General features: G+C 44.0%; 19 protein-coding genes and 1 pseudogene. 9 read left to right on the top strand and 11 right to left on the bottom strand.

The features are described from left to right. Positions 1-189: 189 nt before the first annotated feature. From BMX56_RS10375 to pxpB, 4 genes are read right to left on the bottom strand one after another with little or no spacing between them, the layout of a single operon-like run. Entirely contained in the window at positions 190-1371 is a 1182-nt protein-coding gene (locus BMX56_RS10375; protein ID WP_090645673.1) for an NRAMP family divalent metal transporter, read from the bottom strand. Beyond that, positions 1372-2133 carry a LamB/YcsF family protein gene (locus tag BMX56_RS10370; protein WP_090645669.1) on the bottom strand — a complete coding sequence of 254 codons (762 nt, stop codon included), beginning with the start codon at positions 2131-2133 and terminating at the stop codon, positions 1372-1374. Between the two features lie 9 nt (positions 2134-2142). After that, positions 2143-3156, bottom strand: coding sequence for a 5-oxoprolinase subunit C family protein (locus tag BMX56_RS10365; RefSeq protein WP_090646216.1), 1014 nt, complete (start codon positions 3154-3156; stop codon positions 2143-2145). 1 nt (position 3157) lies between these two features. Then, a complete protein-coding gene (gene pxpB / locus BMX56_RS10360; protein WP_090645664.1) occupies positions 3158-3874 on the bottom strand; it encodes a 5-oxoprolinase subunit PxpB in 717 nt (238 codons plus the stop codon). Between the two features lie 290 nt (positions 3875-4164). Between pxpB and BMX56_RS10355 the strand changes: the two genes are divergently transcribed. The 6 genes from BMX56_RS10355 (at position 4165) to BMX56_RS10325 (ending at position 9675) form a co-directional block, all read left to right on the top strand. Next, complete coding sequence (locus BMX56_RS10355) at positions 4165-5067, top strand: N-acetylmuramoyl-L-alanine amidase (RefSeq protein ID WP_090645660.1); 903 nt, start codon at positions 4165-4167, stop codon at positions 5065-5067. Between the two features lie 761 nt (positions 5068-5828). Further along, positions 5829-6197, top strand: a complete 369-nt coding sequence (locus BMX56_RS10345) for a hypothetical protein (protein WP_090645652.1) — start codon at positions 5829-5831, stop codon at positions 6195-6197. A 227-nt stretch (positions 6198-6424) separates the two neighbouring features. After that, the gene (locus tag BMX56_RS10340; protein WP_090645647.1) at positions 6425-7981 is read left to right on the top strand and encodes an amino acid permease; all 1557 of its coding nucleotides are present in this window, start codon (positions 6425-6427) and stop codon (positions 7979-7981) included. Between the two features lie 140 nt (positions 7982-8121). Continuing rightward, entirely contained in the window at positions 8122-8691 is a 570-nt protein-coding gene (locus BMX56_RS10335) for a MarC family protein (RefSeq protein WP_090645642.1), read from the top strand. Between the two features lie 64 nt (positions 8692-8755). Continuing rightward, a complete protein-coding gene (locus BMX56_RS10330) occupies positions 8756-9352 on the top strand; it encodes a hypothetical protein (RefSeq protein ID WP_090645637.1) in 597 nt (198 codons plus the stop codon). Next, entirely contained in the window at positions 9349-9675 is a 327-nt protein-coding gene (locus BMX56_RS10325; protein WP_090645633.1) for a hypothetical protein, read from the top strand. The genes BMX56_RS10330 and BMX56_RS10325 overlap by 4 nt, the downstream gene beginning before the upstream one ends. Before the next feature lie 161 nt (positions 9676-9836). Here BMX56_RS10325 and BMX56_RS10320 read toward each other — a convergent pair whose 3' ends face one another. From BMX56_RS10320 to BMX56_RS10305, 4 genes are all read right to left on the bottom strand, one after another. Continuing rightward, complete coding sequence (locus tag BMX56_RS10320; protein ID WP_090645630.1) at positions 9837-11006, bottom strand: RsmB/NOP family class I SAM-dependent RNA methyltransferase; 1170 nt, start codon at positions 11004-11006, stop codon at positions 9837-9839. Further along, the gene (locus BMX56_RS10315; protein ID WP_090645626.1) at positions 11003-12250 is read right to left on the bottom strand and encodes an ABC transporter substrate-binding protein; all 1248 of its coding nucleotides are present in this window, start codon (positions 12248-12250) and stop codon (positions 11003-11005) included. The genes BMX56_RS10320 and BMX56_RS10315 overlap by 4 nt, the downstream gene beginning before the upstream one ends. Then, positions 12207-13736 (bottom strand): glutamine-hydrolyzing GMP synthase, encoded by a 1530-nt coding sequence (gene guaA / locus BMX56_RS10310; protein WP_090645621.1) that lies wholly within the window; start codon positions 13734-13736, stop codon positions 12207-12209. Before guaA ends, BMX56_RS10315 begins: the two co-directional genes overlap by 44 nt. Before the next feature lie 264 nt (positions 13737-14000). Next, on the bottom strand, positions 14001-14360 hold the full coding sequence (locus BMX56_RS10305; RefSeq protein WP_090645618.1) for a hypothetical protein: 360 nt from the start codon (positions 14358-14360) through the stop codon (positions 14001-14003). Between the two features lie 150 nt (positions 14361-14510). Between BMX56_RS10305 and BMX56_RS10300 the strand changes: the two genes are divergently transcribed. From BMX56_RS10300 to BMX56_RS30665, 3 genes and pseudogenes are all read left to right on the top strand, one after another. Then, positions 14511-14849 carry a single-stranded DNA-binding protein gene (locus BMX56_RS10300; RefSeq protein WP_090645614.1) on the top strand — a complete coding sequence of 113 codons (339 nt, stop codon included), beginning with the start codon at positions 14511-14513 and terminating at the stop codon, positions 14847-14849. Between the two features lie 445 nt (positions 14850-15294). Beyond that, positions 15295-16329 (top strand): annotated as a pseudogene (locus BMX56_RS30670) (PAS domain S-box protein); the annotation flags it as partial. A gap of 57 nt (positions 16330-16386) precedes the next feature. Then, positions 16387-17007, top strand: a complete 621-nt coding sequence (locus BMX56_RS30665; RefSeq protein ID WP_369829635.1) for a sensor histidine kinase — start codon at positions 16387-16389, stop codon at positions 17005-17007. Between the two features lie 13 nt (positions 17008-17020). Here the strand turns inward: BMX56_RS30665 and BMX56_RS10290 are convergent, their stop codons facing one another. The 3 genes from BMX56_RS10290 to BMX56_RS10280 form a co-directional block, all read right to left on the bottom strand. Beyond that, positions 17021-18478 (bottom strand): PAS domain S-box protein, encoded by a 1458-nt coding sequence (locus BMX56_RS10290; RefSeq protein WP_090645607.1) that lies wholly within the window; start codon positions 18476-18478, stop codon positions 17021-17023. A gap of 67 nt (positions 18479-18545) precedes the next feature. Next, the gene (locus tag BMX56_RS10285) at positions 18546-19250 is read right to left on the bottom strand and encodes an SDR family NAD(P)-dependent oxidoreductase (protein ID WP_090645602.1); all 705 of its coding nucleotides are present in this window, start codon (positions 19248-19250) and stop codon (positions 18546-18548) included. A 134-nt stretch (positions 19251-19384) separates the two neighbouring features. Continuing rightward, on the bottom strand, positions 19385-21157 hold the full coding sequence (locus tag BMX56_RS10280; RefSeq protein ID WP_090645597.1) for an aromatic amino acid hydroxylase: 1773 nt from the start codon (positions 21155-21157) through the stop codon (positions 19385-19387). Positions 21158-21188: the final 31 nt, after the last annotated feature.

Genomic DNA, 21188 nt, shown 5'->3' with positions numbered 1-21188 from the left:
CCAATTACTTATAAATATTTTATCTGAAATGTGTTAAGTTATGTTAACCCAACAAAATGCGTTTTCCCTGATCATTCGATAGTCGGAGACTATCTGCATAATCATCCGAAACCAGAGAATCGGACAGCGAACTGACTCACTCACAACTCACAACTCACAACTCACAACTCACCACTCACCACTCACTACTCACCACCCCAACATCTGCCCTATCGCCCCGATGCTCATCCAGGTCATGGTGCCAACTACCAGCACGCCTAAAACGGTAAGCCATAAAGGCTGTTTGTAGGATGCGATGATTTTTGACCAGTAAGCCGCAACCAGCATTACGCCCAGGGCAACTGGCAATATAAAGCCGTTGATGGCCCCAACTACCAATAGTATTTTCACCGGTTTGCCTATAGCCAAAAATATACAGCAGGATATCATAATGAAACCGATAATAATTTCGCGGTTCCATTTCAATATCAGCGGACTAAAACTCCTGATAAACGAAACCGATGTATAAGCCGAGCCCACCACCGAAGAGATCCCGGCCGCCCAGATGATAACCCCGAAAAGCTTATAACCAACCTGCCCCGCAGCCAGCTGAAATATGGAAGCCGCCGGATTAGCGGGATCGAGCTTGCCGCCTGCAGTTATAACACCCAAAGCAGCTATAAACAACAACAACCGCATCAGCGATGCAAGCCCGATGGCGCTTAAAGCCCCCCGGTTAACCACCGGCAAATTCTGTTGCCCGGTGATCTTTGCATCCAGCAGGCGGTGTGCTCCGGCAAAGGTAATGTAGCCGCCAACAGTGCCGCCAACAATGGTTAGTACCGCAGTAAAGCTAAACTGCGTTGGATTCACCGCCCTGATGGCCGCCTGGGCCAGCGGCGGGTTGCTGATGTAAGCAACGTATAAGGCCAGCGCTATTTTGAGGCAGCCCATGCATTTGGCAAACAAATCCATCGCTTTGCCCGATTCTTTATAAATAAATATGCCAATGGCCACAATGGCGCTCATGACAGCCCCCTGCCCTACGCTCACACCAAACAGCACATTGAGGCCCAGCCCGGCCCCGGCTATATTGCCGATATTGAACGCCATACCACCCAAAAACACCAGCAGCGAAATAAAATAACCCAGGCCGGGCAAAAGCTGGTTGGCAATATCCTGCGCGGGTTTACCGGCCACGGTAATAATACGCCAGATGTTGAGTTGAGCAATAGCATCCAGCACCACCGACAGCAATATCACAAAACCAAAACTTGCACCCAACTGCGCGGTAAAAACAGCTGTTTGCGTTAAAAACCCCGGCCCTATAGCTGATGATGCCATCAGGAAGGCGGCGCCCATTAAAACACTCCAGTTGCGCTGCTTTTTCATTTATTGCGCCGGTGCTTTAATGCTTATGCCTTCGGCTTTCAGTTTTTCGTTTATCTTTTTGGCAAATTCAACGGCATATGCGCCATCGCCGTGCAAGCATAACGTTTCGGCTTTAAGGCTGATGGTTTTGTTATTGGCCGAAATCACCTGTTGTTGCTTTACCATCATCAGCACCTGGCTGATGGATTGCTGTTCGTCGGTTATCAACGCGTTGCTCTGGGTACGCGGGGTAAGCGACCCGTCGTCCTGGTAAGTACGGTCGGCAAATACTTCGGATGCGGTTGTCAAACCCAGTTTTTTGGCCCAGGTAATCATTTCGCTATTGGCCAGTCCGTACAATATTAGCGAAGAATCAAAATCGTGTACGGCTTCGGCAATGGCTTTGGCCAGGCTAACATCCTTTGCGGCCATATTGTATAATGCCCCATGCGCCTTTACGTGATGAAGTTTACCGTAAGCAGCTTTAACAAAACCCGATAGGGCACCTACCTGGTACAAGGTCATCTGGTAGGCCTCATTTGCCGATATCTTCATCTCGCGCCTGCCAAAGCCCTGCAAATCGGGCAAGCCGGGATGGGCGCCAATGGCCACGCCTTTTTTTACCGCCATGCCAACGGTATGCTGCATTACCTCCGGGTCGCCCGCGTGAAAGCCGCAGGCTATGTTGGCCGATGTAATGTAGTCCATCAGGGTTTCGTCGTTGGGCATGGGGTAGTTGCCAAATGCTTCGCCCATATCGCAGTTCAGGTCTATGCTTTGCATGGTAGTATTTTATAAAAATTTGTTTTGCACAGCAATGGTTAGCTGGTGCAATAGTTGTTCACGTTCAATATACAGCATTTCTGCTTCACGCCGGGTGATATCTTTAAAATAAATGGCGTCGCCGGGTTTAAGCTGGGCGCATAAAGTCATATCTACAGCGGCTACCTGCGCTATTCGCGGATACCCTCCGGTAGTTTGGCAATCGGCCATCAAAAGCACCATGCTGCCGTTTCCGGTAACCTGTATGGTGCCTGGTGTTACGGCGGTACTTAACAATTCATCCTTTTTTAAACGTTCCATCACTGCGCCCTCCAAATGGTAGCCCATGCGGTTACTTTGCCTGCCAATGATGTATGGTTCCGACAAAAAATTGGCGATGCTGCGGCCATTAAACCAGCCAAATTCGTTACCCGGCACCACCCTTATTGTTTTACCATCGGCCGGCAAATGCGCGCGCCGGGGAATGCTCCATGGAAGGTAAAAAACCTGATCTTTCTTTACACTTTTTTGTATTTCTCTGAATTTTTCTACTATTACTTGTGCAATACTTGTTAATTTTTGCTCATTTATGAGCACATCACCGCGTTTTAACACCCGGCCTTCCAACCCGCCAAACCCGGCGACCAGGCAGGTACTTTTGCTTCCCAAAATTTCGGGCACATCCCAGCCACCGGCAATGGCCAGGTAAGTGCGGCTGCCCGATGGGTTATTTATTAATTTTATGATGGCTCCCGATGGGACAAAAAGAGGACGCTCCGGTGATAATGGTTGGTCGCCTGATTGAAATACCGCGCCCTCACCTGCATAAGCAATCAGCAGGTCGGTTTCGGCAATAAATTCCGCGTCAGCATAGGTAAATTCAATTACGGCGGCGTTGTCGCCATTACCAACGACCATGTTTGCAATACGGGCCGATAACGTATCCATAGCTCCCGACACCGGCACCGCCTGCGAAAGATATTGGTAGCGCCCCAAATCCTGTATGGTGCTCATTAAGCCGGGTTTTAATATTTTGATCTGCATATTACCCGGCCAATAATTCATTAAACTCTTGTATATCAATAGCTTTAAAAACAACCATATCACCAGCCTTTAGCAGCGATGGCTGCCTGCGATCACGATCGAACATTTTGAGGGGTGTTTGCCCAATAATTTGCCAGCCGCCCGGTGTATCCAATGGGTATACGCCCGTTTGCTGCCCGGCTATACCCACTGCCCCTGCCGGTACCAATTTTCGCGGCGCTGCTTTACGGGGTGTTGCCAATCGTTCATCCATACCGCCTAAATAAGCAAAGCCGGGAACAAAACCTATCATGTAAACTTTATAAGTGGCCGCGTTGTGCAATTTAATTACCTCGGCTATGCTGATATGGTGTGAATCGGCAACCTCTTCCAAATCAGGACCAAAACTGCCACCATAACATACCGGGATCGTGATAATATCCCCCCCGGCCGGCTTGGCCGTTTTCTTTTGAAATTTTAAATCATCCAGGTAGCCCGATACCTTGGCAAAGCAGCCTGCGCCCGGTAAATCAGATTTGATCACTATAACAGGATCATAAAAAACAGTTAAAGTAGAATAGGCCGGCACCGTTGTATTAAAACCCGGAAATGGCTGTTGGTGAAGCAACAGGTTTAAGCTGTTGACCGCGTTTAGCAATTCTTCGGCAATTTGCTGCCCAAACTCAACGGTAACCGCTGTTTCGCTTAAATAATAAATTTTGAACGCTTTGTTGGGCATCGCTGTGTTTAGCTGTAAAACAACTGAATTTTATTTGGATAAATCTCGGCAATACTGCTTACAGTTGCAATCATATACCGCGATTCCATAAATTTTACGCCCATAATAGTATCTGTTTATTTAATAATAAGCGGGGCAAAATTATTTTATAAATATGGCGAATACCCGCCTATATCCCCTTCAACATCATCAATTATAAAAAAGATCTGAAAAGTGGTTTTATTTTATTATTTCTATCTACCTTTAATAACCCAAACACAATCAATTAGTTAAACCTTACCTGCATCTATATGAAAATTACAAATCACTGGTTAGAAGCCGACTCGAATGCCGAAAAAATAAAAATTTCTAAATCCGGGAATGCCAGGGACCCTATTGATCCCGATTACCTGGTAATTCATTATACCGCCACCGATACCGCACAATCGGCAATAAATTGGTTTATTGATACCCACTCGAACCCCGACAGGATTGCCGCGCATATCGTTTTAAACACCGATGGCACCATTACGCAACTGGTGCCTTTTAATCACAGGGCAAATCATGCGGGTACCAGCACCTGGGATGGGGTAGATAGTTTTAACTATCATGCCATAGGTATCGAAATTGTAAACCCGGGCTTTGCAGAAAAGCTGGCAGATAATACTTTTAAACGCGTAACAGACGACGGTGTAAAAATTTACCCGGCTACCGACGGCGATAAGTTTATGAAAATTGATCATAAGCATAAATTTTGGACGGGCAAAAACAACCATTACTGGCGCACGTTTCCGGATGCCCAGTTACAAGCCCTGTACAAGCTTTGCAAAGTATTGTTTGATACCTATCATTTGATTGCAGCCGTTGGCCATGACGATATCTCCCCGGCGCGCAAACCAGATCCCGGACCAGCATTTCCATGGGATACATTTAAAACAAATGTGTATGGCCATTCGAACAATACAGGCAGAATTTATGTGGTAAATACCGATGGCACCAATTTCAGAAACTCATTTTCTACTAATGCCCCTGTCCTTAAAAAATTAACAAAAGGTTATGAGGTGGGCTTGATAGAAACAAACGGGCAATGGAGTAAAGTATACCTGGTAAACAGCCAGGCCGAGGTATTACAAAAGGTAGATGGTAAATCAAGAAGCATTAAAACCATCGGGTGGATATTTAGCTCGTTATTGTCTTTAAAGGCTGGTCAGTAGAGATTAAATTCAAAAGTTTTGAGCTAAATGGAAGCCGGTAACAGTGCTTATAAATACTATAAAAAATCCAGACTTTTTTATAGGCTGGCATTTTATACGTGCGTATGGATTGCTTTATATTCATCCTTATTTAACGGCATCAATCCAATCATTGGCGCATTTGCCATTCTGCTCCCGGTATTAGCAGTTTATGTACTTGTTCCAATGGGGCTTTTTTATATAATTAAAAGTTACACACATAAAGAACCCTTTAACAGGTTTAGAATGTATTATTTTGCAGGGCACCTGTTTTTTCTGGTTATACTGATAGGGTTTGCTATAGTGATAATTACCGACATTAGTAAGTTTACCGCGAGATAAGCATTCTCGATAGGTTAGGGTGTTTCTGTACCGTCCTCTAAATGAAAAAGTATTTCCATCCATATGATCTTCGCTCAGGGTATCTTTTCAAAAGGCCCCTGAGTTTGGGTAAACACCACTTATACGTAATTGGGTGTTGCCTGCGGCCGGGCTATCCGCTCATACTGCACAGGCCTTAACCACGCTGGCCGGTATCCGCTGCTATCCCTAACACTTATCTGAATCAGAATTGGCAGAATTTGAGAATAAACAGAATGAAAGTCAATCTTTAGTTGCGTTTTATCTTATTAACCTATTTTAGTTAAATTGGGCATCATGAAATCTGTCCTGTTCATTATCGCTTTTTTGATTTCGTTCAAATTATTAACCGATGTCTCTCCAAATTATTTTGCGCTCAAACAATGAATCATCGGTATTTAGCTTTTATACTGGCCCTTGCCCTCGCCTCCTGCAAAAACGGCAAAAGCCCAAACAGGTTCAAATACACCATAGCTAAAGACAGCAACCTGTACATCCAGATTTACCGCACGGGTTTGTTTGAAACATCCACTACCGCCTACCTTACCGATTCGGCAAACTTCAGCCTTAAATTGGGCACCTATGATGACCAAACGGGTTATATTGATTGTAAAGTAAAAGGGGATACGGTGCTGTCGGAAGAAAAACAATACATTTTTGATAATAATGTGATACAGGCAGACACGATGAAGGTTACCTATACAACGGCCTACAGCTTAATAGCATTAAAAAAGCTGCATAACTTTGAGTAATCGCTATACCAGGGCCTGATGTGGCGCGTGTTACCCGGCGATATTGTAACAACAAAGTATTAATCATGGTTTGAACCCAACTGTAAACGCTTCATTTTCAAACTATAATTTGGGATATTAATTCGCACCCATTGTTACATTCTGCCCTTTAACTTTTCAATAAATTTAAGTACGTTTGGGGAAATGTGAATTTTTAATTTTTTTACGACTGATCTTACTAATTAAACATGAAGTTATTTATTAAAAAACCTATTGCGCAATTGATGGCTGCTTCGGCAGAAACGGAGAAAACGCTTAAAAGAACTTTAGGCGTTGGATCGCTTATAGCACTGGGTATTGGCGCAATTATAGGTGCCGGTATCTTTGTACGAACGGCAGCGGCAGCAGGCGAACATGCCGGTCCGGCTGTTACCATTTCATTTCTGATAGCGGCAGCGGGTTGCGCATTGGCCGGCTTATGTTACGCAGAATTTGCCAGTATGATCCCCATCGCAGGATCAGCCTACACCTACTCTTACGCCACCATGGGCGAGTTCATCGCCTGGATCATCGGCTGGGATTTGGTGCTCGAATATGCTTTGGGCGCTGCTACTGTTTCGATAGGCTGGTCGCAGTATTTTAACGAGTTTTTGCATACATTTTTTAATGTACATATTCCCTACGCCTGGTCGCACTCGTTTATGGAAACCTCAAATACTACCGCCGGCATGTACGTTGGCGAATTAGGCACAAGAGGTATCGTAAATCTGCCCGCTATCCTCATCCTTTTCCTGCTTACCTTGCTGTTAATTCGCGGTACGGCCGAGTCGGCAATTGTAAATAACATCATTGTTGTAATTAAAGTAGCTATTGTATTAATGATCATCGGCTTAGGCTGGCATTTTATTAATCCGGCTTTCCATACCCCTTATACTATTCCTGCCGATGCCGGTAAAATTAAAGTTAGCGCGGGTATTGTTGATTATGCCGATACTTTTAACCACGGCTGGCTGGGTGTATTACGCGGGGCGAGTGTAGTATTTTTTGCCTTTATTGGTTTTGATGCCGTATCAACCGCGGCGCAGGAAGCTAAAAACCCACAACGCGATATGCCAAAAGGGATCCTGATATCACTGGTTATCTGTACAGCTCTATATATCCTGTTCTCACATGTATTAACCGGTTTGGTATCATATAAAGATTTCCTGATCCAGGGTAAAGAAGCATCGGTGAGCTATGCCATTAAAACTGCCATGCCTGGCTATGGATGGTTGGCGTCATTTGTAACGGTATCTATCCTTGCAGGTTTCTCTTCAGTTATCCTGGTGATGCTGATGGGCCAAACCCGTGTATTTTATACCATGAGCACCGATGGTTTAATCCCTAAAGTGTTTTCAAAATTACATCCCAAATACCGTACCCCTTACAAATCGCAATGGTTGTTCTTTATTTTCGTATCGTTATTTGCCGGTTTTATTCCGGATAAATATGTTGGAGATATGGTGAGCATTGGTACCTTGTTTGCGTTTGTGCTGGTATGCTTGGGTATATTCATTTTAAGAAGAACCGATCCAAATATTGTTCGTCCGTTTAAAACGCCATGGTATATGGTGGTTTGTCCGCTGGGCGCAATCATTTGCTTATGTATGATAGCCAGTGAAGGCTGGGAAAACTGGGCAAGGCTTATTGTTTGGTTACTGATAGGCTTTGTTGTATATTTTGGTTACAGCGTCAAACGTTCGCATGTAAGGCATGGCAAGGTTGAAGCCGCCGTTGACCCTATCAACCCCAAATTTATTGAGTAACTGATAAACAATATCAATACAAACAAAAAAGGTTCTGAAAATTCAGGACCTTTTTTGTTAAGTTCTTTTTATACCGGAGCTTTAATTGCAACTTTGCTCAGTTTCCGGTTAAAGTTAAAAAAACACAAAACCCTAAAGCCATGCACCCATTAATTTTCAGGGAAATATTGTCTGTTACGATGATCCTGTTTGCCATTATTGACATCCTTGGCGCCATACCTGTAATTATACAGGTACGCCAGCGTGTAGGGCACATCGAATCGGAAAAAGCAAGCATAGCGGTACTGATATTAATGGTAGTATTTTTATTTGTGGGCGATGAACTGCTGGCCATTATTGGCCTGGATATCTCTTCCTTCGCAATAGCCGGCTCGCTCGTGATCTTTATCATCGCCATGGAAATGGTATTGGGTGTCGACTTTTTTAAGGAAGAGGTACCGCTTTCTGCATCGATAGTGCCCATAGCTTTCCCGCTGATAGCGGGTGCGGGAACCATGACTACACTATTATCTTTAAAATCTCAATATCAAACCCAAAACATTATTGTAGGCATTGTGCTAAACACCATTGTAGTTTACCTTGTGCTTAAAAATGTGAAATGGATAGAAAAACTTTTAGGCCCGGTTGGGTTGAGTATACTGCGTAAATCGTTTGGGATAATTTTGCTGGCGATAGCGATAAAGTTGTTTAGGGCCAATACGCACCTTTAGGCGAAGCCCCCCGGCCCCCTGAAGGGGAGTTTTTCTATTAGCTTAAACTTTATCTTATTCATAAATGGCATTTGACGCTAACAAAATCAACAAGTTTTGGGATTGGTTTAAAACCATATCCGATGCACTTTTAGATCACGCCAATAATCAAACGCTTATTTACCAGTTGGATGATCGGGTGAACCGTCTTGGTGCTGTTAGCTGGGAGATCGGCCCATGGACAGATGAACTACAGTTTTTGGCTATTTCACCCAACCTAAACATCGATCTGCTGGAATATACCCAACAAGTGATTGCCTTAGCTCCAAATTGCAAAGGCTGGCATTTTTTGCCATCCAAACCGGTTAAAGATTGGAAAGGTATCGTGCAATTGGAAAACGAACGAGGTATTAAAATAACAGTTGATACCAGCGCATGGCAATATATTTTATACCAGTTTGATGATGGAACCTTTGCTATCGATATTAAGATAACCCAACTTGACGGCAACAGGGAAATTCAACAGGAAGCTATTAACATTGCTTTAACCGGCTACTTAGGCGAAGAGGATTTTATGTGGTTGATTAATGATTTTCAAATAGTTGATGATTTTGAAGAAGAAGTTAAGAGAAAAGCGACAGCCCTAAAACACATCAAAAATCACATTGAAAGTTTATCATGAGCGAAGAACTAAAAAAGAGGGCCTATCTTTTGGCATCAAGATTACTGCAACAAGGGTATGATTATGAAGTAATCGGAGCGCGGATGGATAAAGAAGGCATACCTGAGGAAATGATTAAACAGGTGATCAAAAATCTGACAGTTCAACAAATAGTCGAAGTAACTAAAGAGAACAAGCCTTTCTTTAACATCGCCCTGATAAAAATAGGAATTGGAATTTTGCTTGCTATTATATCTGCCATTTTGATACCAGGACAGGTTTATTTACCCATTGGATTAATAGGTACAGGTATTGCAGCTGCGTTTTTATTTAAACCCAAATAGTCAAATTGCTCAACTCCCGCGAGGTTAGCGAAGCGCAACTCGTGGGTAAACCGGGGTAAGCTTACGCAGTTCAGCTAAGCTGAAACCCGCCTTTGTCACGAGTTTAAACCTCGTGACGGTTGAGTTGAAGCAGATCAAACCTCGTGACTTTCACTCCCCCTTCAGGGGGCCGGGGGGCTCAATCTTGCCACAAACATCGTATCCGCCTTATGTTCATACCCCTTTAACACCTTACTTTCTTCCAGCTTCAAGCCCAACTCTTCAACCAGGTAATCAACCACATCTTCATTCTCGCCTTTAAAGGCCGAGCAGGTAATGTAAATAAGCGGTTTGCCGGGCTTAAGGTATTTCACCACGTTTTGGGCGATGCCTTTTTGCAGGCGCTGAAAGAATTCGATTTTAGCCGGCATAAACTGGGCTATCATTTCGGGGGTGCGGCCCCAGGTACCCGAGCCGCTGCAGGGGGCGTCGAGGATGATCCCGTCAAACTCGTAATCGTGCAGGGTTTGATCGATATTGGTAGTAAGGTCGAGTACTTTTTTTTGGTATTTGGTTAGACCGGCTAATTGGAAGCGCTCATCCAGGTTGGCTAAAACCGATTCGCGGATATCGGATACAACCAGCTTAATATTGGGTTCGTCTTCGTGCAACAATAGCGACTTACCGCCCGATGCCGCGCAGGCGTCCCACCAGTTGTCCCAGCGTTGTGGCCTAAAAAAATCGCCGGTTTGCTGCGAGGAAAGGTCCTGCACCTCGAACCAGTTTTGTTTTGCAAAGATGGTTTCGAGCCTGGTTCCGTTAGGCAAAGCGTAGCAGCCGTTGCCTTCATCTTTAAATACAACTCCAGCCTTATTCAGTTCTGCTTTAACCAGGTGGTCGTAGCCGTTGCGTACCCGGATAAACAAATCGGGCTGGCAAAAAAATGATTTCAGGAATGCATCCTTATCAATTCCCACCGAGATCTGCGACGTCCAGGGGAATACATCTTCCAGCTTAAACGCGGGGTAGGCGCTCTTTATCAGCATAAGCTTATCATCAATAGTAAAATTAATGCAAGCCGCCCAGTCGGGCTTAAAATGCAGTAAAAACGAATTGCTTTGGGTATTGCATAAAAACTCGGCAACTATCAGCCGTTCGTCAGTTGCCAGGTTGGGCAATGCCTGCCCCAGGCGAAAGTAATTATATACCAAACGGCTGGCTACCCGCCTGTCGGTTGAGCCCATTTGTTTGTTTTGCCTGTAAAAACCGGGTAAAAATTTACTTAAGGGCGTATCAACCGGGTACTCCCCTATTATGCGCTGAAACGTTTTAAGCTGGTTTATAGCCTTCATTCTACCTGTTTAAGCTCAAAGTTAGCATACATTAACACATTTACATGCGTATTTACCCATCCCAGTCCATTTTTCTTAATAAAATGAAACCGGTTGTGCAGGCCTACATAGTCGGTTTTATCCAATGTTGCAAAGTTATTATCAATCAATTGGCGGCCAAAGTACATCCCCTCGTCAAAGCCCTTAATGGCAAAGTCGGTAGGTTCCACATGGTACGCGCGGTGATAAACCCTAACAAATTCCATATTGGCATCCGATTTATAATCAACCTGATCGCCGGACGTAATATGGGTTTTAAGCCGCTGCAAAATATCTATCTTCAAAAAACTAAACTTTTCCCAACTGGGGTGGCCAAACAGGGTTACGGGATAATGCCTGTTTAATGTATCCAGTGATTTTAATGTAACTGTTAAAAAAGCCTGGTCGGTGGCGGCTACTACAAATATATTTTGTTCCTTTTTAGATAGCTGAGGGATTAATCCACCTAACTGGCCCTTTGAAATGGTGACTATAATTACCTTAACCTTCTTATTGCTCAAACTATCCGTAGCATTTTTAAAGCCCCGTACATAATCCTGCTCCTGGCTAAAGCCCGAGCGCAGGATAAATATTTTTTTGGGTTTTAGCTTATCATTAATGTACTGAGCAGCACCCCAGCCATGGTACTCCAGGGGGGGCATTACCGTAATTAAATTATCGCTGTTGATGGTGCCCGGAGATGCAGGCGAAAGCGGTGAAACAACCGGCGACTTTGTATTAAGCACTGCAGCAAAAACTTTCATGCCATCAGGAAAAACCGGGCCCACAATCAGGTCGCTGTTTTTGATGAGGGGATTAAAGCCGAGGCTATGCGCCTGCGCGGCCTCGTCCTTTGAATCGTACAGCCGGAGTTTAAAATTGGCGCCGCCGGCTGTTAGCGAATCCAGGGCAAGTTTAAAGCCCTGGTAATATTCCACGCTCATATTGGCCTTGGTTAAGCCGGGCGAAGTATACCTGGCGCCGGGTTTCAGGTGATCTAAGCCCAGCGGCAATACCATAGCAATGGTTAAAGGCCTGGCACTTACAGGCTTTACAGGTGGCTTTTCGGCAACCTTCGGCTTTTCGGCTTCGGTGTCAGTTGGTTTTTTAACAGGCGCTACCTGCCGCACTTTTGGCGAACATGCAGCCAGTACCAGCGCCGTTATAAAAAACAGTAACCATTTATTCCCACTCAATTGTAGCAGGTGGTTTCGAACTGATATCATATACTACCCGGTTAATTCCTTTTACGTTGTTAATGATCTCGTTGCTGATCTTGGCCAGCAAATCGTACGGTAAATGGCACCAATCGGCGGTCATTCCATCCAACGATTCAACAGCACGAAGGCAAATTACATTCTCGTAAGTACGCTCATCGCCCATTACCCCTACCGATTGTACCGGTAAAAATATGGCGCCTGCCTGCCAAACTTTATCGTAAACACCGTATGACCGTAAATTGTTGATATAAATCGCATCGGCTTCCTGTAATATGGCAACTTTTTCTGGTGTAACATCGCCCAATATCCTGATAGCCAGGCCCGGACCAGGAAAAGGATGCCTGCCTAAAATATTAGGATCGATACCTAATGCCTTGCCAACACGCCTAACTTCGTCTTTAAACAGGGTGTTTAAAGGTTCAACTACTTTCAGCTTCATAAAATCGGGCAGTCCGCCAACGTTATGGTGCGATTTAATAGTAGCCGATGGCCCTTTAACAGAAACCGATTCGATAACATCCGGGTAAATGGTACCCTGGCCAAGCCATTTTACGTCCTGCACCTCGTGCGCTGCATCATCAAATACTTCAATAAATACACGGCCAATGGCTTTACGTTTCTTCTCGGGGTCATTTAAGCCGGCCAGCGCATCGTAAAAGCGTTGTTTGGCATCAATGCCTTTTATATTTAAGCCCATGTGTTTGTACGAATCGAGCACCTGCTCATACTCGCCTTTACGTAGCAGGCCGTTATCAACAAAAATACAATGCAGGTTTGCACCAATAGCATGGTGCAGCAATACCGCCGCAACCGATGAATCAACGCCACCTGATAAGCCTAAAACTACTTTATCATCGCCCAGTTTTTCTTTTAAAGCGGCAATGGTAGTTTCAATGAACGAATCGGGTGTCCAGTCCTGGTGGCAGCCGCAAATATCAACCAAAAAGTTTTGCAGCAACTGCTTGCCATCAATACTGTGGGTAACCTCGGGGTGAAACTGGATGCCGTAAGTTTGGGTGCCTGTAACCTGGTAAGCCGCAACCTTCACGGTATCGGTACTGGCAATAACTTCAAAATTATCGGCAATGCGCGCGATGGTATCCGCATGCGACATCCACACCTGCGAATTTTCGGGAATATTTTTAAACAGCGGGTTTTCGCGGTTAACGTAATCTAAATTAGCACGGCCGTATTCGCGGGTGCTCGATGCCAATACCTCGCCACCGTGAAAATGCGCCACGTACTGCGCCCCGTAACAAACCCCTAAAATTGGGCGGGTGTTATGAAACTGGTCAAAATCAAAGCGGGGTGCATCCTCCTGCCGTACAGAATACGGGCTGCCGGAAAGGATAATACCTTTTACGCTGCTGTCAATTTCGGGATAATGATTAAAGGGGTGGATCTCACAGTAAATATTGAGCTCCCTGACACGGCGCGCTATAAGTTGGGTGAATTGCGAGCCAAAGTCAAGAATGAGGATTTTTTCTTGCATGGGCAAAGATAGGATTTTGATATGAGATGTGAGATATGAGATTTGAGATTTTTGATTGGCGGTTTTGATTTGGGAATTCGGAATTGGGATTTCCGATTTTTTTAATTGATGATTTTTGTCCGAACCGTGCGTTTGTCTGAATCAGAATTTTCAGAATTAGAGAATGAACAGAATTAATAAAGCGATATTCTGATAATTATAAAATTCTGTCAATTCTGATTCAGACAAAATCATCTGCACATCTGAAATCTGCATATCTGCACATCAACTCTCTTCCCTCTTCACCAACAACACCTCATCCCCATCCAATAACAAATATCCATATTCATAGCAAAACATATAAGTCGACCCTGTTTTGGTTTGATAGACACTGGTAATATGATCAAAATCAAAACCTTTAGCTGCCATTTTTTTGCGGGTGGTTTTGGTTTTGCCGGTGGGGTTTAGCTCCTCCAGCACGCGGCGGTTACGGCGTAATATGTTATTGATATTGCGCACCAGGTTATAGCTGTTGCTATTAAGCTGGTTGTTGTAATTGTTTCGGCATAGGTCGTTACAGAATTTTTTATCGGCCCGGCCGTGCAGGGGTTCGCCGCAATCCAAACAGTTTCTTTCCTGGTTCATGTGATAAAGATAGATAATTATTTATCCGTTTGCAAACGCTTACAAATGGATACTATCGACTGTAAACGGTTATTATCCGGTTAAATTTTCGGTGTAGCTGCACCTTTGTATCGTTATCAAAACATATATCAAACATTAAAAAATAAAACGATGAACACATTAAGAAACAGTGTACGCCTTGTAGGCAACTTAGGTATGGACCCGGAAGTAAAAACTTTTGACAGCGATAAAAAAATGGTGCGGTTATCCCTTGCCACCAACGAAAGTTATAAAAATGACAAAGGCGAAAAAATAACCGATACTACCTGGCACAACCTGGTCTTCTGGAACGCCACAGCCAAACGTGCCGAAGATTTACTCAAAAAAGGCGATGAAGTAGCTATTGAGGGTAAACTGGCTAACCGCAATTACGTGGATAAAGACGGCATTAAACGCTACGTATCTGAAATTGTGGTAAACGACTTTTTAAAAGTAGGCGCGAAAGGCTGAAGAGCAAAAACCGGAAACCAACCCGAGGCGGCCGAAGATCCCAAAGCCCCTGATGCGAGTATTGATGAAGAGAAAGCCAGGGAAGTAAAAAAGGTTTCGGGTAGGTGGTTTGTTGCACCCGTAAACAAGGACGATGAGAAATGAGGGGGCTTGTAGTCAATTACATCCATTTACCCACATGACGCCGGATTGGGAAAAAACTTATGGTTGTTTCCCGTTCCGGCCGATTGTAAGAGGTGTGTATTATTGATGTCTTTCGCATACAGGCTCAAGAAAAGGCGCTGGTTTTCTTAACGTCTTGCGCCAAAAATAAGTTACCTTTTTACAGAAATGGCCTTATTCGTATTTTAAATATCTCAAATAACATTTCCCTATATTATAGGCCACGCTAATAAGTGGCTTTGGGTTTTGAATAGTATATTTGAGTCCAATTATATCTACCCGTATGGATGCCGGACAAGCCCACATGTTTGAAACTGTATTTAATCAGATTAATTTTCCATTGACTATTATTGAGCCAAACATACCCCGGTTTACTATAATAGCCATGAATGAGGCGCGGATAAATGCAACCGCTATGCCCGCAGATGCGATGATTGGTAAGGATACCTTTGATGTTTTTAAACCCTGGGACACAAACAGCGAAGAACAACTAAACCTGTTAAAAAACGGGCTCATTGAAGCCGTAGAACAAAAAAAACACGTTAAGCTCCCATTGCTTTATTTCGAAATTCCTGTTCCAGGGGGTACTACCGTTCAGGGTTGGGCGCAAACCGAAATTACACCCATTTTTGATAGCGAAGGCAAGGTAGCATACCTGCTAAGTATCGCCAAAAATGTAACGGAACAGGAGTTGAATAAACTGGCCCTGGCAGAATCAAGGAAAAAAGAATTGGAGATGGCCGAAGAACTTGCCAACGCCAATAATGAATTGCAAAACTTTAATGAAGAGCTACGGGCTGTAAATGAAGAATTGGCTTGTACCAACGAAGAACTTGCCGTTACAAACGAACAGTTGTACACATCAAATGAACTGCTGGAACAATCGCGCGAAAGCTTGCAGCTGCTTAATACCGAATTGGAAGACCGTATTTTAAAGCGTACCAAGGCTTTGGCCGATAGTGAAACCCGTTTTAGGACCATGTTTGAAACCATATCGCAAATGGCATGGACTGTTAATAATAAAGCCGAAGCAACTTTTTTTAACAAAAGATGGTACGACTATACCGGCCTCGATTTTGAAGCCAGTAAAGGATATGGCTGGAAAGAAGCGATGCATCCTGACGATGTGGAAGCAGCCCTTAACAAATTCAGGGATATGCAATTGGGCTTAAGTGATGGTGGCGGTTTCGAAAACAGGATTAAAGGTACCGATGGGGAATTTCGCTGGCATTTAACCAGGATGGTACCGGTTAAAAACGAAGAAGGCGAAACAGAAATGTGGATTGGCACAGCAACCGAAATAAACCAGCTTAAGGAGTTGCAACAGCAAAAAGACGACTTTATTAGCATTGCCAGTCATGAGCTTAAAACCCCTATGACCAGCCTGAAAGGATCTTTGCAATTATTGGAGCGGTTGGTTAACAATCTTACTTCGCCCATGCTGCCTAAGCTGATAGCCCAATCAAGCAGGAGTATGCATAAAATAACAGCCCTTGTTGAAGATCTGTTAAACTTAAGCAGAATAAACCAGGACCGCCTGCAATTGACCAAATCGGCCTTTGTACTTTCAAAAATAGTAAGCGCCGGCAGCAGCGAAATACGGCTGGCCGAAGAATATAAAATAATAGTAACAGGTGATCTTGAACTGGAGGTATTTGCCGACGAGCACCAGATTGACCAGGTGTTGGTAAACTTTATTAACAACGCGGTAAAATACGCCCCCCGCTCAAAAGATATTATTGTATCGATTGAAAAAATAAACGATATGGCCAGGGTTAGCGTAACAGATAAAGGGCCTGGTATCCGGCCGGAAGAAGCAAAGCGCATTTTTGAGCGCTATTACCGGGTTGAAACAGCCGGCTTTCAAACAGGTGGATTAGGCTTAGGATTATATATCAGCGCCGAAATTATTAAAAAACATGAAGGGCGGATAGGCGTTGAAAGCGAACCGGGGAAAGGAAGTACTTTTTGGTTTACTATTCCGATAGAGATTTAATTATCAAACGAATTTACCTTCCCCCTTTTACTTCTTCGCCATACATCTCTGTATCATTAACCCGCATATAAACGGTTTTTTCGACAATATTGTGAATCACTTCGTCCAGTTCACGAGCAGTGGTATCAAGGTGGGTAACTATTTCTTTATTCAAAGGGTTTAGCATATCATCCCGATCGAATAAATTGACAAGACCGAGGATGGTAGCCACCGGCCGCCTGAGTTCATGCGAGCTTATATTAGCTATCGAGTGTAGCCGGTTGTTTTGATCCAGTATATTTTCCTCGTTTCTTTTGCTTTCTATCAAAACCCGCAAAATATTTACGGTGCGCCCAATCAATTGAAGTTCGCTATCATTGGGTTCACGTACACAGTTATAATAAATACCAAACACCGCCAAAACTTTTGATCCTTTTGAACTGATAACCGGGGTAGACCAACATGCTTTTAATCCAAACTGTTTAGCCAGGCCGGCATAATCGGCCCAAAGAAAATCATTTTCAATATCGGTTACTATAACCTGCCTCCTATGAAACACCGCTGTACCACATGAACCAACATGTGGGCCTACCGATAGGTTTTCAATTGCATCACAATAAGCTTTAGGTAGCTGCGGGGCAGCAAGATTATGTAATTTTTCCTGCGCATCATCAACCTCCAAAACCGAGCATATCATTTCCGGAAAAATACCTTCAATTCCCATTAATAATTCGTTGGTTGTTTGCGCAAGGGTGTATCTTGATGCAGTATTTAACTCTAACACCTTCTTTTCCAGGGTTAAAACCCATTGCTGGATCATAATTTCGGTAATGTCCCGGATAAAAACGGCCAACTTATTATCGTATGGATATACATTCATACGCAACCACGAGCTGGAAAACGAATTTAAATACTGTACCTGTAATGATTGTTTCCTGGTCAGCGACCGCTGAAATTCGTCGGTTACCCTGGGTGTTAAACCGAGGCTTTCGATCTCTGTAAGCCTCGATAACGCGACCTGGCCTGCATCTAAATTGGTCATTGCCAGAAAAGCCGGATTAAAAGCCAAAACATTCCACCCTGCATCAAGTACAATAAAACCTTCGTTAAGACTTTGGATGGTATGCTGCACTATATCATCGCTTACAGCGTCAACAATGCCGATAACAGGGCTCCCTGTTGAATAAATAAGGTTGTCGTCGTTAAGCAGGATAGACCAGGTAACGTTGTAATAACAACCCTCCTTGGCTTTAACACGGCTTTGATATCCTATTAGTTTTTTATCCGCAACTAACCTGGCAACTGATTCTTCTTTGCGTTCCTTATCGGCCGGGTGGCATATGTCGGCAATATTTATTCCAGCCAGTTCGGCTTCAGTATAATTAAATAAATGTTGGAAAGCCGGGTTAGTGTGCAATATTACACCGCTCATATCCATTACAAAAAATATATCTTTTGAATGCGTAAAAAAGGATATGAATCTTGTATCCATAGCAGATGATTATGGCATATTTTACTATATCTAAGTTATAAAATATTTATAATAATCAAATATTAATTTAGGGCGTACTCACCGCAACAGGCAAAACTTTACCATTGAAAAACCGATGACCGGTAAGCGCAAAATCGGCAACATATTTCCCCATTTCAAAAGCCAAAACAGGCGATTCATAACCAGGAAAAGCCTTTTCCAGCATTTCGGTTTGTGCCGATCCTAATGCCAGGCAATTCACTTTAATATCCTGGCCGGCCAGTTCCTGGGCCAGGCACTCGGTTAAAGTGTGTAATGCCGATTTACTTGCCGAATAAGCCGCCAGGCCCGGAAACTTAGCGCTGCCCTGGTAGCCGCCCATGCTACCAATATTTACAATATGACCGCCCCCTGGTACCAGGGGCAATAAAGCTTGTATTATGCGCACGTGTCCTATAAAATTACTTTGCAGCATTTCTACAAAGTCGGTTTCCTGCAATTCCATAAACGGCTTATTGATGAGTACGCCGGCATTGTTAATTAAAATATCAACCCGGTTATCAAAGTTGGCTTTAATAAACTGAAGCAGGCCTTCGTAATCATCGTGTACGATATCAAATGTAAGCGCGTACAACTGGCAATCGGGGTTAAGGCCATTGGCTATTTCCAGCAAACGCTCCAGTTTATCCTGCGATCGCGCAAGGGCTATTACTTTATGATTACCGGATAGTATCAATTCAATTACAGCTTCAAATCCTACGCCGCTGCTGGCGCCTGTTATAATGATGTTCATAAGTTAAGCCCCCTAACCCCCTGAAGGGGGAACGATAGTTTGATATAAAATGAGTTATTTGCAGCACTGATTACCGGGCGCAAACCATCCTTTATTACTTTGCGGCATCAACACCGATAGCAATAAAACCCGGCCTAAAATACCAATTTTTGCTCAACCGGATGTGCTATCAGGTAAAAACCATCGTCAATCAGTTTTTTTAGCTCGGGCTGATCTTTTGCTTTTTGTTGCAGAAAATTCCGGATGTCGGATGCTAATAGTGGCTCAATATCCTCATGCTCCAAAAGTTCCAGTATTTCCAGGGCACAAAGCCAGTCGTCATGATGGTCTTTTTGCAGTTTGAGCCAAACATTACCTAAAAAACCATAATCGCCTTGTTTTTGGCGGCAATCCCGAACCTGTTTGTAAAGCTTATGAAGTTCTTTACTTTTAAAATCATATTCCACATGATGGGTTGCCGTTTTTGATTTATAAACAGCCTCCTCAAAAGCTTCTTTATCGGCAGCGCCGCAAAACACCGAGGTTACATGTTGGCCAACAGCCATATCATAAACACCCCATGATGGGTCGAACAGTATTGTATCGTTGTGGTCGGTTACCGTACAGTCTGCAAAAGTAATGAGGCTCGTTTTGCCTTCATTTTCCAGTATGCCTTTTACTTTCCCTTTCACAGTAATACCGCTTTCAAAATTCAGCACCGCGTTTTGGTTTATGCTGATGCCGATACTTTCCAATTCGGCAACGTCCAAATCTTCAATCGGGCCAAAGTTTTTCAGCTTGCCAACCGGTGAGCTAAAGCCGTTACGATGATAGGTTTTGCCATGCCCCTTTAGCTGTTTATTATTTACTGCCAAAGCAGCAGGCCCGGTGATTTTAATAAAACAGGGCTGGCCGTCTCTATCCAACTTAAATTCGGTAACGGTGCCGGAAACCTGCAGACCAGAGCTATAAACTACGGTGCAGGTATTTTTACTTTCGACAGCCTTGCCTAAACCATAAGCACCGCCCCGGCGGAACGCCATGGTATTGGCAAACTGCTCCAATACATCTATCAGGTTTTGGAAAGTTGGCGTTACAAAAAGCTGCGGCTGTGTTTTGGTAATATCATAACTATAGTTTACGGCATCTATGGTATACCAAAGCTTTTTAACGCCGGCCGTCATACAGCTGGCACTCTCGCCTATTGACGATAGCAGGCCGGCCCCGTATATTTTCGGGTTTTCGAGTGTACCAATCAGGCCATATTCTACCGTCCACCAATGCAGGCGGCTTAGCAGCGCCATTTCTGATGGTTCGCCCATGTTTTCCTGCCTGTAGGCCAATAACTCTTCGGCCTTTTTGATCTGCTCGGGGTCTGCATCCGGCATTTCTTTTAATATCGATAAAGTCCTTATGGCTTCATAAAGTTCAAAATCCTGTGCCGAAAACATAGCCTTTGCCCCTATCGACCCAAAATAGCTCAAATATTCGTGGTAATCCTTATCGGCAATAATTGGCGCATGCCCTGCCGATTCGTGTATAATATCGGGTGCCGGTGTATACTCAATATGTCGCGATTGCCGGATATCGGCAGCAATAACCAGCACCCTGCAGGCCTGGTATTCCATGAAGGCCGCAGGCGGTATAAAACCATCAACGGTAACGGCTCCCCAGCCTATTTTAGCCAGAGCATCGTTCATTTCCTGCAAATCGGGAATCCGTTCGATGGTAAGGCCGGCTTTGGTTAAACCGGGTATGTAAGGATAGTAGGCTACATCCTTAAGATAGCTATAATTTTGACGCATTACATAGCGCCAAACCGCGTGGTCAATAGGCGTGTAATGCTCGTAATGTTGGTCGACTATAAATTGTTTTAAATGACCGGGCAATGCCGCAACCTGCGGATTATTAAAATCATTAAAGTTCATTTACGTTTAATTGGTTTAAAACAGAACGTAA

Origin of the sequence: Mucilaginibacter sp. OK283, assembly GCF_900110415.1 — a bacterium.
Lineage (GTDB): Bacteria > Bacteroidota > Bacteroidia > Sphingobacteriales > Sphingobacteriaceae > Mucilaginibacter.
This window is presented reverse-complemented; position numbering and strand designations above follow the sequence as displayed.

Excerpts from the sequence above, each read along its gene's own strand:
- BMX56_RS10345 (WP_090645652.1), top strand. The coding sequence starts at position 5,829 with ATGAATCATCGGTATTTAGCTTTTATACTGGCCCTTGCCCTCGCCTCC.
- BMX56_RS10365 (WP_090646216.1), bottom strand. The coding sequence starts at position 3,156 with ATGCAGATCAAAATATTAAAACCCGGCTTAATGAGCACCATACAGGAT.
- BMX56_RS10355 (WP_090645660.1), top strand. The coding sequence starts at position 4,165 with ATGAAAATTACAAATCACTGGTTAGAAGCCGACTCGAATGCCGAAAAA.
- pxpB (WP_090645664.1), bottom strand. The coding sequence starts at position 3,874 with ATGCCCAACAAAGCGTTCAAAATTTATTATTTAAGCGAAACAGCGGTT.
- guaA (WP_090645621.1), bottom strand. The coding sequence starts at position 13,736 with ATGCAAGAAAAAATCCTCATTCTTGACTTTGGCTCGCAATTCACCCAA.
- BMX56_RS10285 (WP_090645602.1), bottom strand. The coding sequence starts at position 19,250 with ATGAACATCATTATAACAGGCGCCAGCAGCGGCGTAGGATTTGAAGCT.
- BMX56_RS10290 (WP_090645607.1), bottom strand. The coding sequence starts at position 18,478 with ATGGATACAAGATTCATATCCTTTTTTACGCATTCAAAAGATATATTT.
- BMX56_RS10370 (WP_090645669.1), bottom strand. The coding sequence starts at position 2,133 with ATGCAAAGCATAGACCTGAACTGCGATATGGGCGAAGCATTTGGCAAC.
- BMX56_RS10280 (WP_090645597.1), bottom strand. The coding sequence starts at position 21,157 with ATGAACTTTAATGATTTTAATAATCCGCAGGTTGCGGCATTGCCCGGT.
- BMX56_RS10325 (WP_090645633.1), top strand. The coding sequence starts at position 9,349 with ATGAGCGAAGAACTAAAAAAGAGGGCCTATCTTTTGGCATCAAGATTA.
- BMX56_RS10305 (WP_090645618.1), bottom strand. The coding sequence starts at position 14,360 with ATGAACCAGGAAAGAAACTGTTTGGATTGCGGCGAACCCCTGCACGGC.
- BMX56_RS10340 (WP_090645647.1), top strand. The coding sequence starts at position 6,425 with ATGAAGTTATTTATTAAAAAACCTATTGCGCAATTGATGGCTGCTTCG.
- BMX56_RS10335 (WP_090645642.1), top strand. The coding sequence starts at position 8,122 with ATGCACCCATTAATTTTCAGGGAAATATTGTCTGTTACGATGATCCTG.
- BMX56_RS30665 (WP_369829635.1), top strand. The coding sequence starts at position 16,387 with ATGACCAGCCTGAAAGGATCTTTGCAATTATTGGAGCGGTTGGTTAAC.
- BMX56_RS10315 (WP_090645626.1), bottom strand. The coding sequence starts at position 12,250 with ATGATATCAGTTCGAAACCACCTGCTACAATTGAGTGGGAATAAATGG.
- BMX56_RS10300 (WP_090645614.1), top strand. The coding sequence starts at position 14,511 with ATGAACACATTAAGAAACAGTGTACGCCTTGTAGGCAACTTAGGTATG.
- BMX56_RS10320 (WP_090645630.1), bottom strand. The coding sequence starts at position 11,006 with ATGAAGGCTATAAACCAGCTTAAAACGTTTCAGCGCATAATAGGGGAG.
- BMX56_RS10375 (WP_090645673.1), bottom strand. The coding sequence starts at position 1,371 with ATGAAAAAGCAGCGCAACTGGAGTGTTTTAATGGGCGCCGCCTTCCTG.
- BMX56_RS10330 (WP_090645637.1), top strand. The coding sequence starts at position 8,756 with ATGGCATTTGACGCTAACAAAATCAACAAGTTTTGGGATTGGTTTAAA.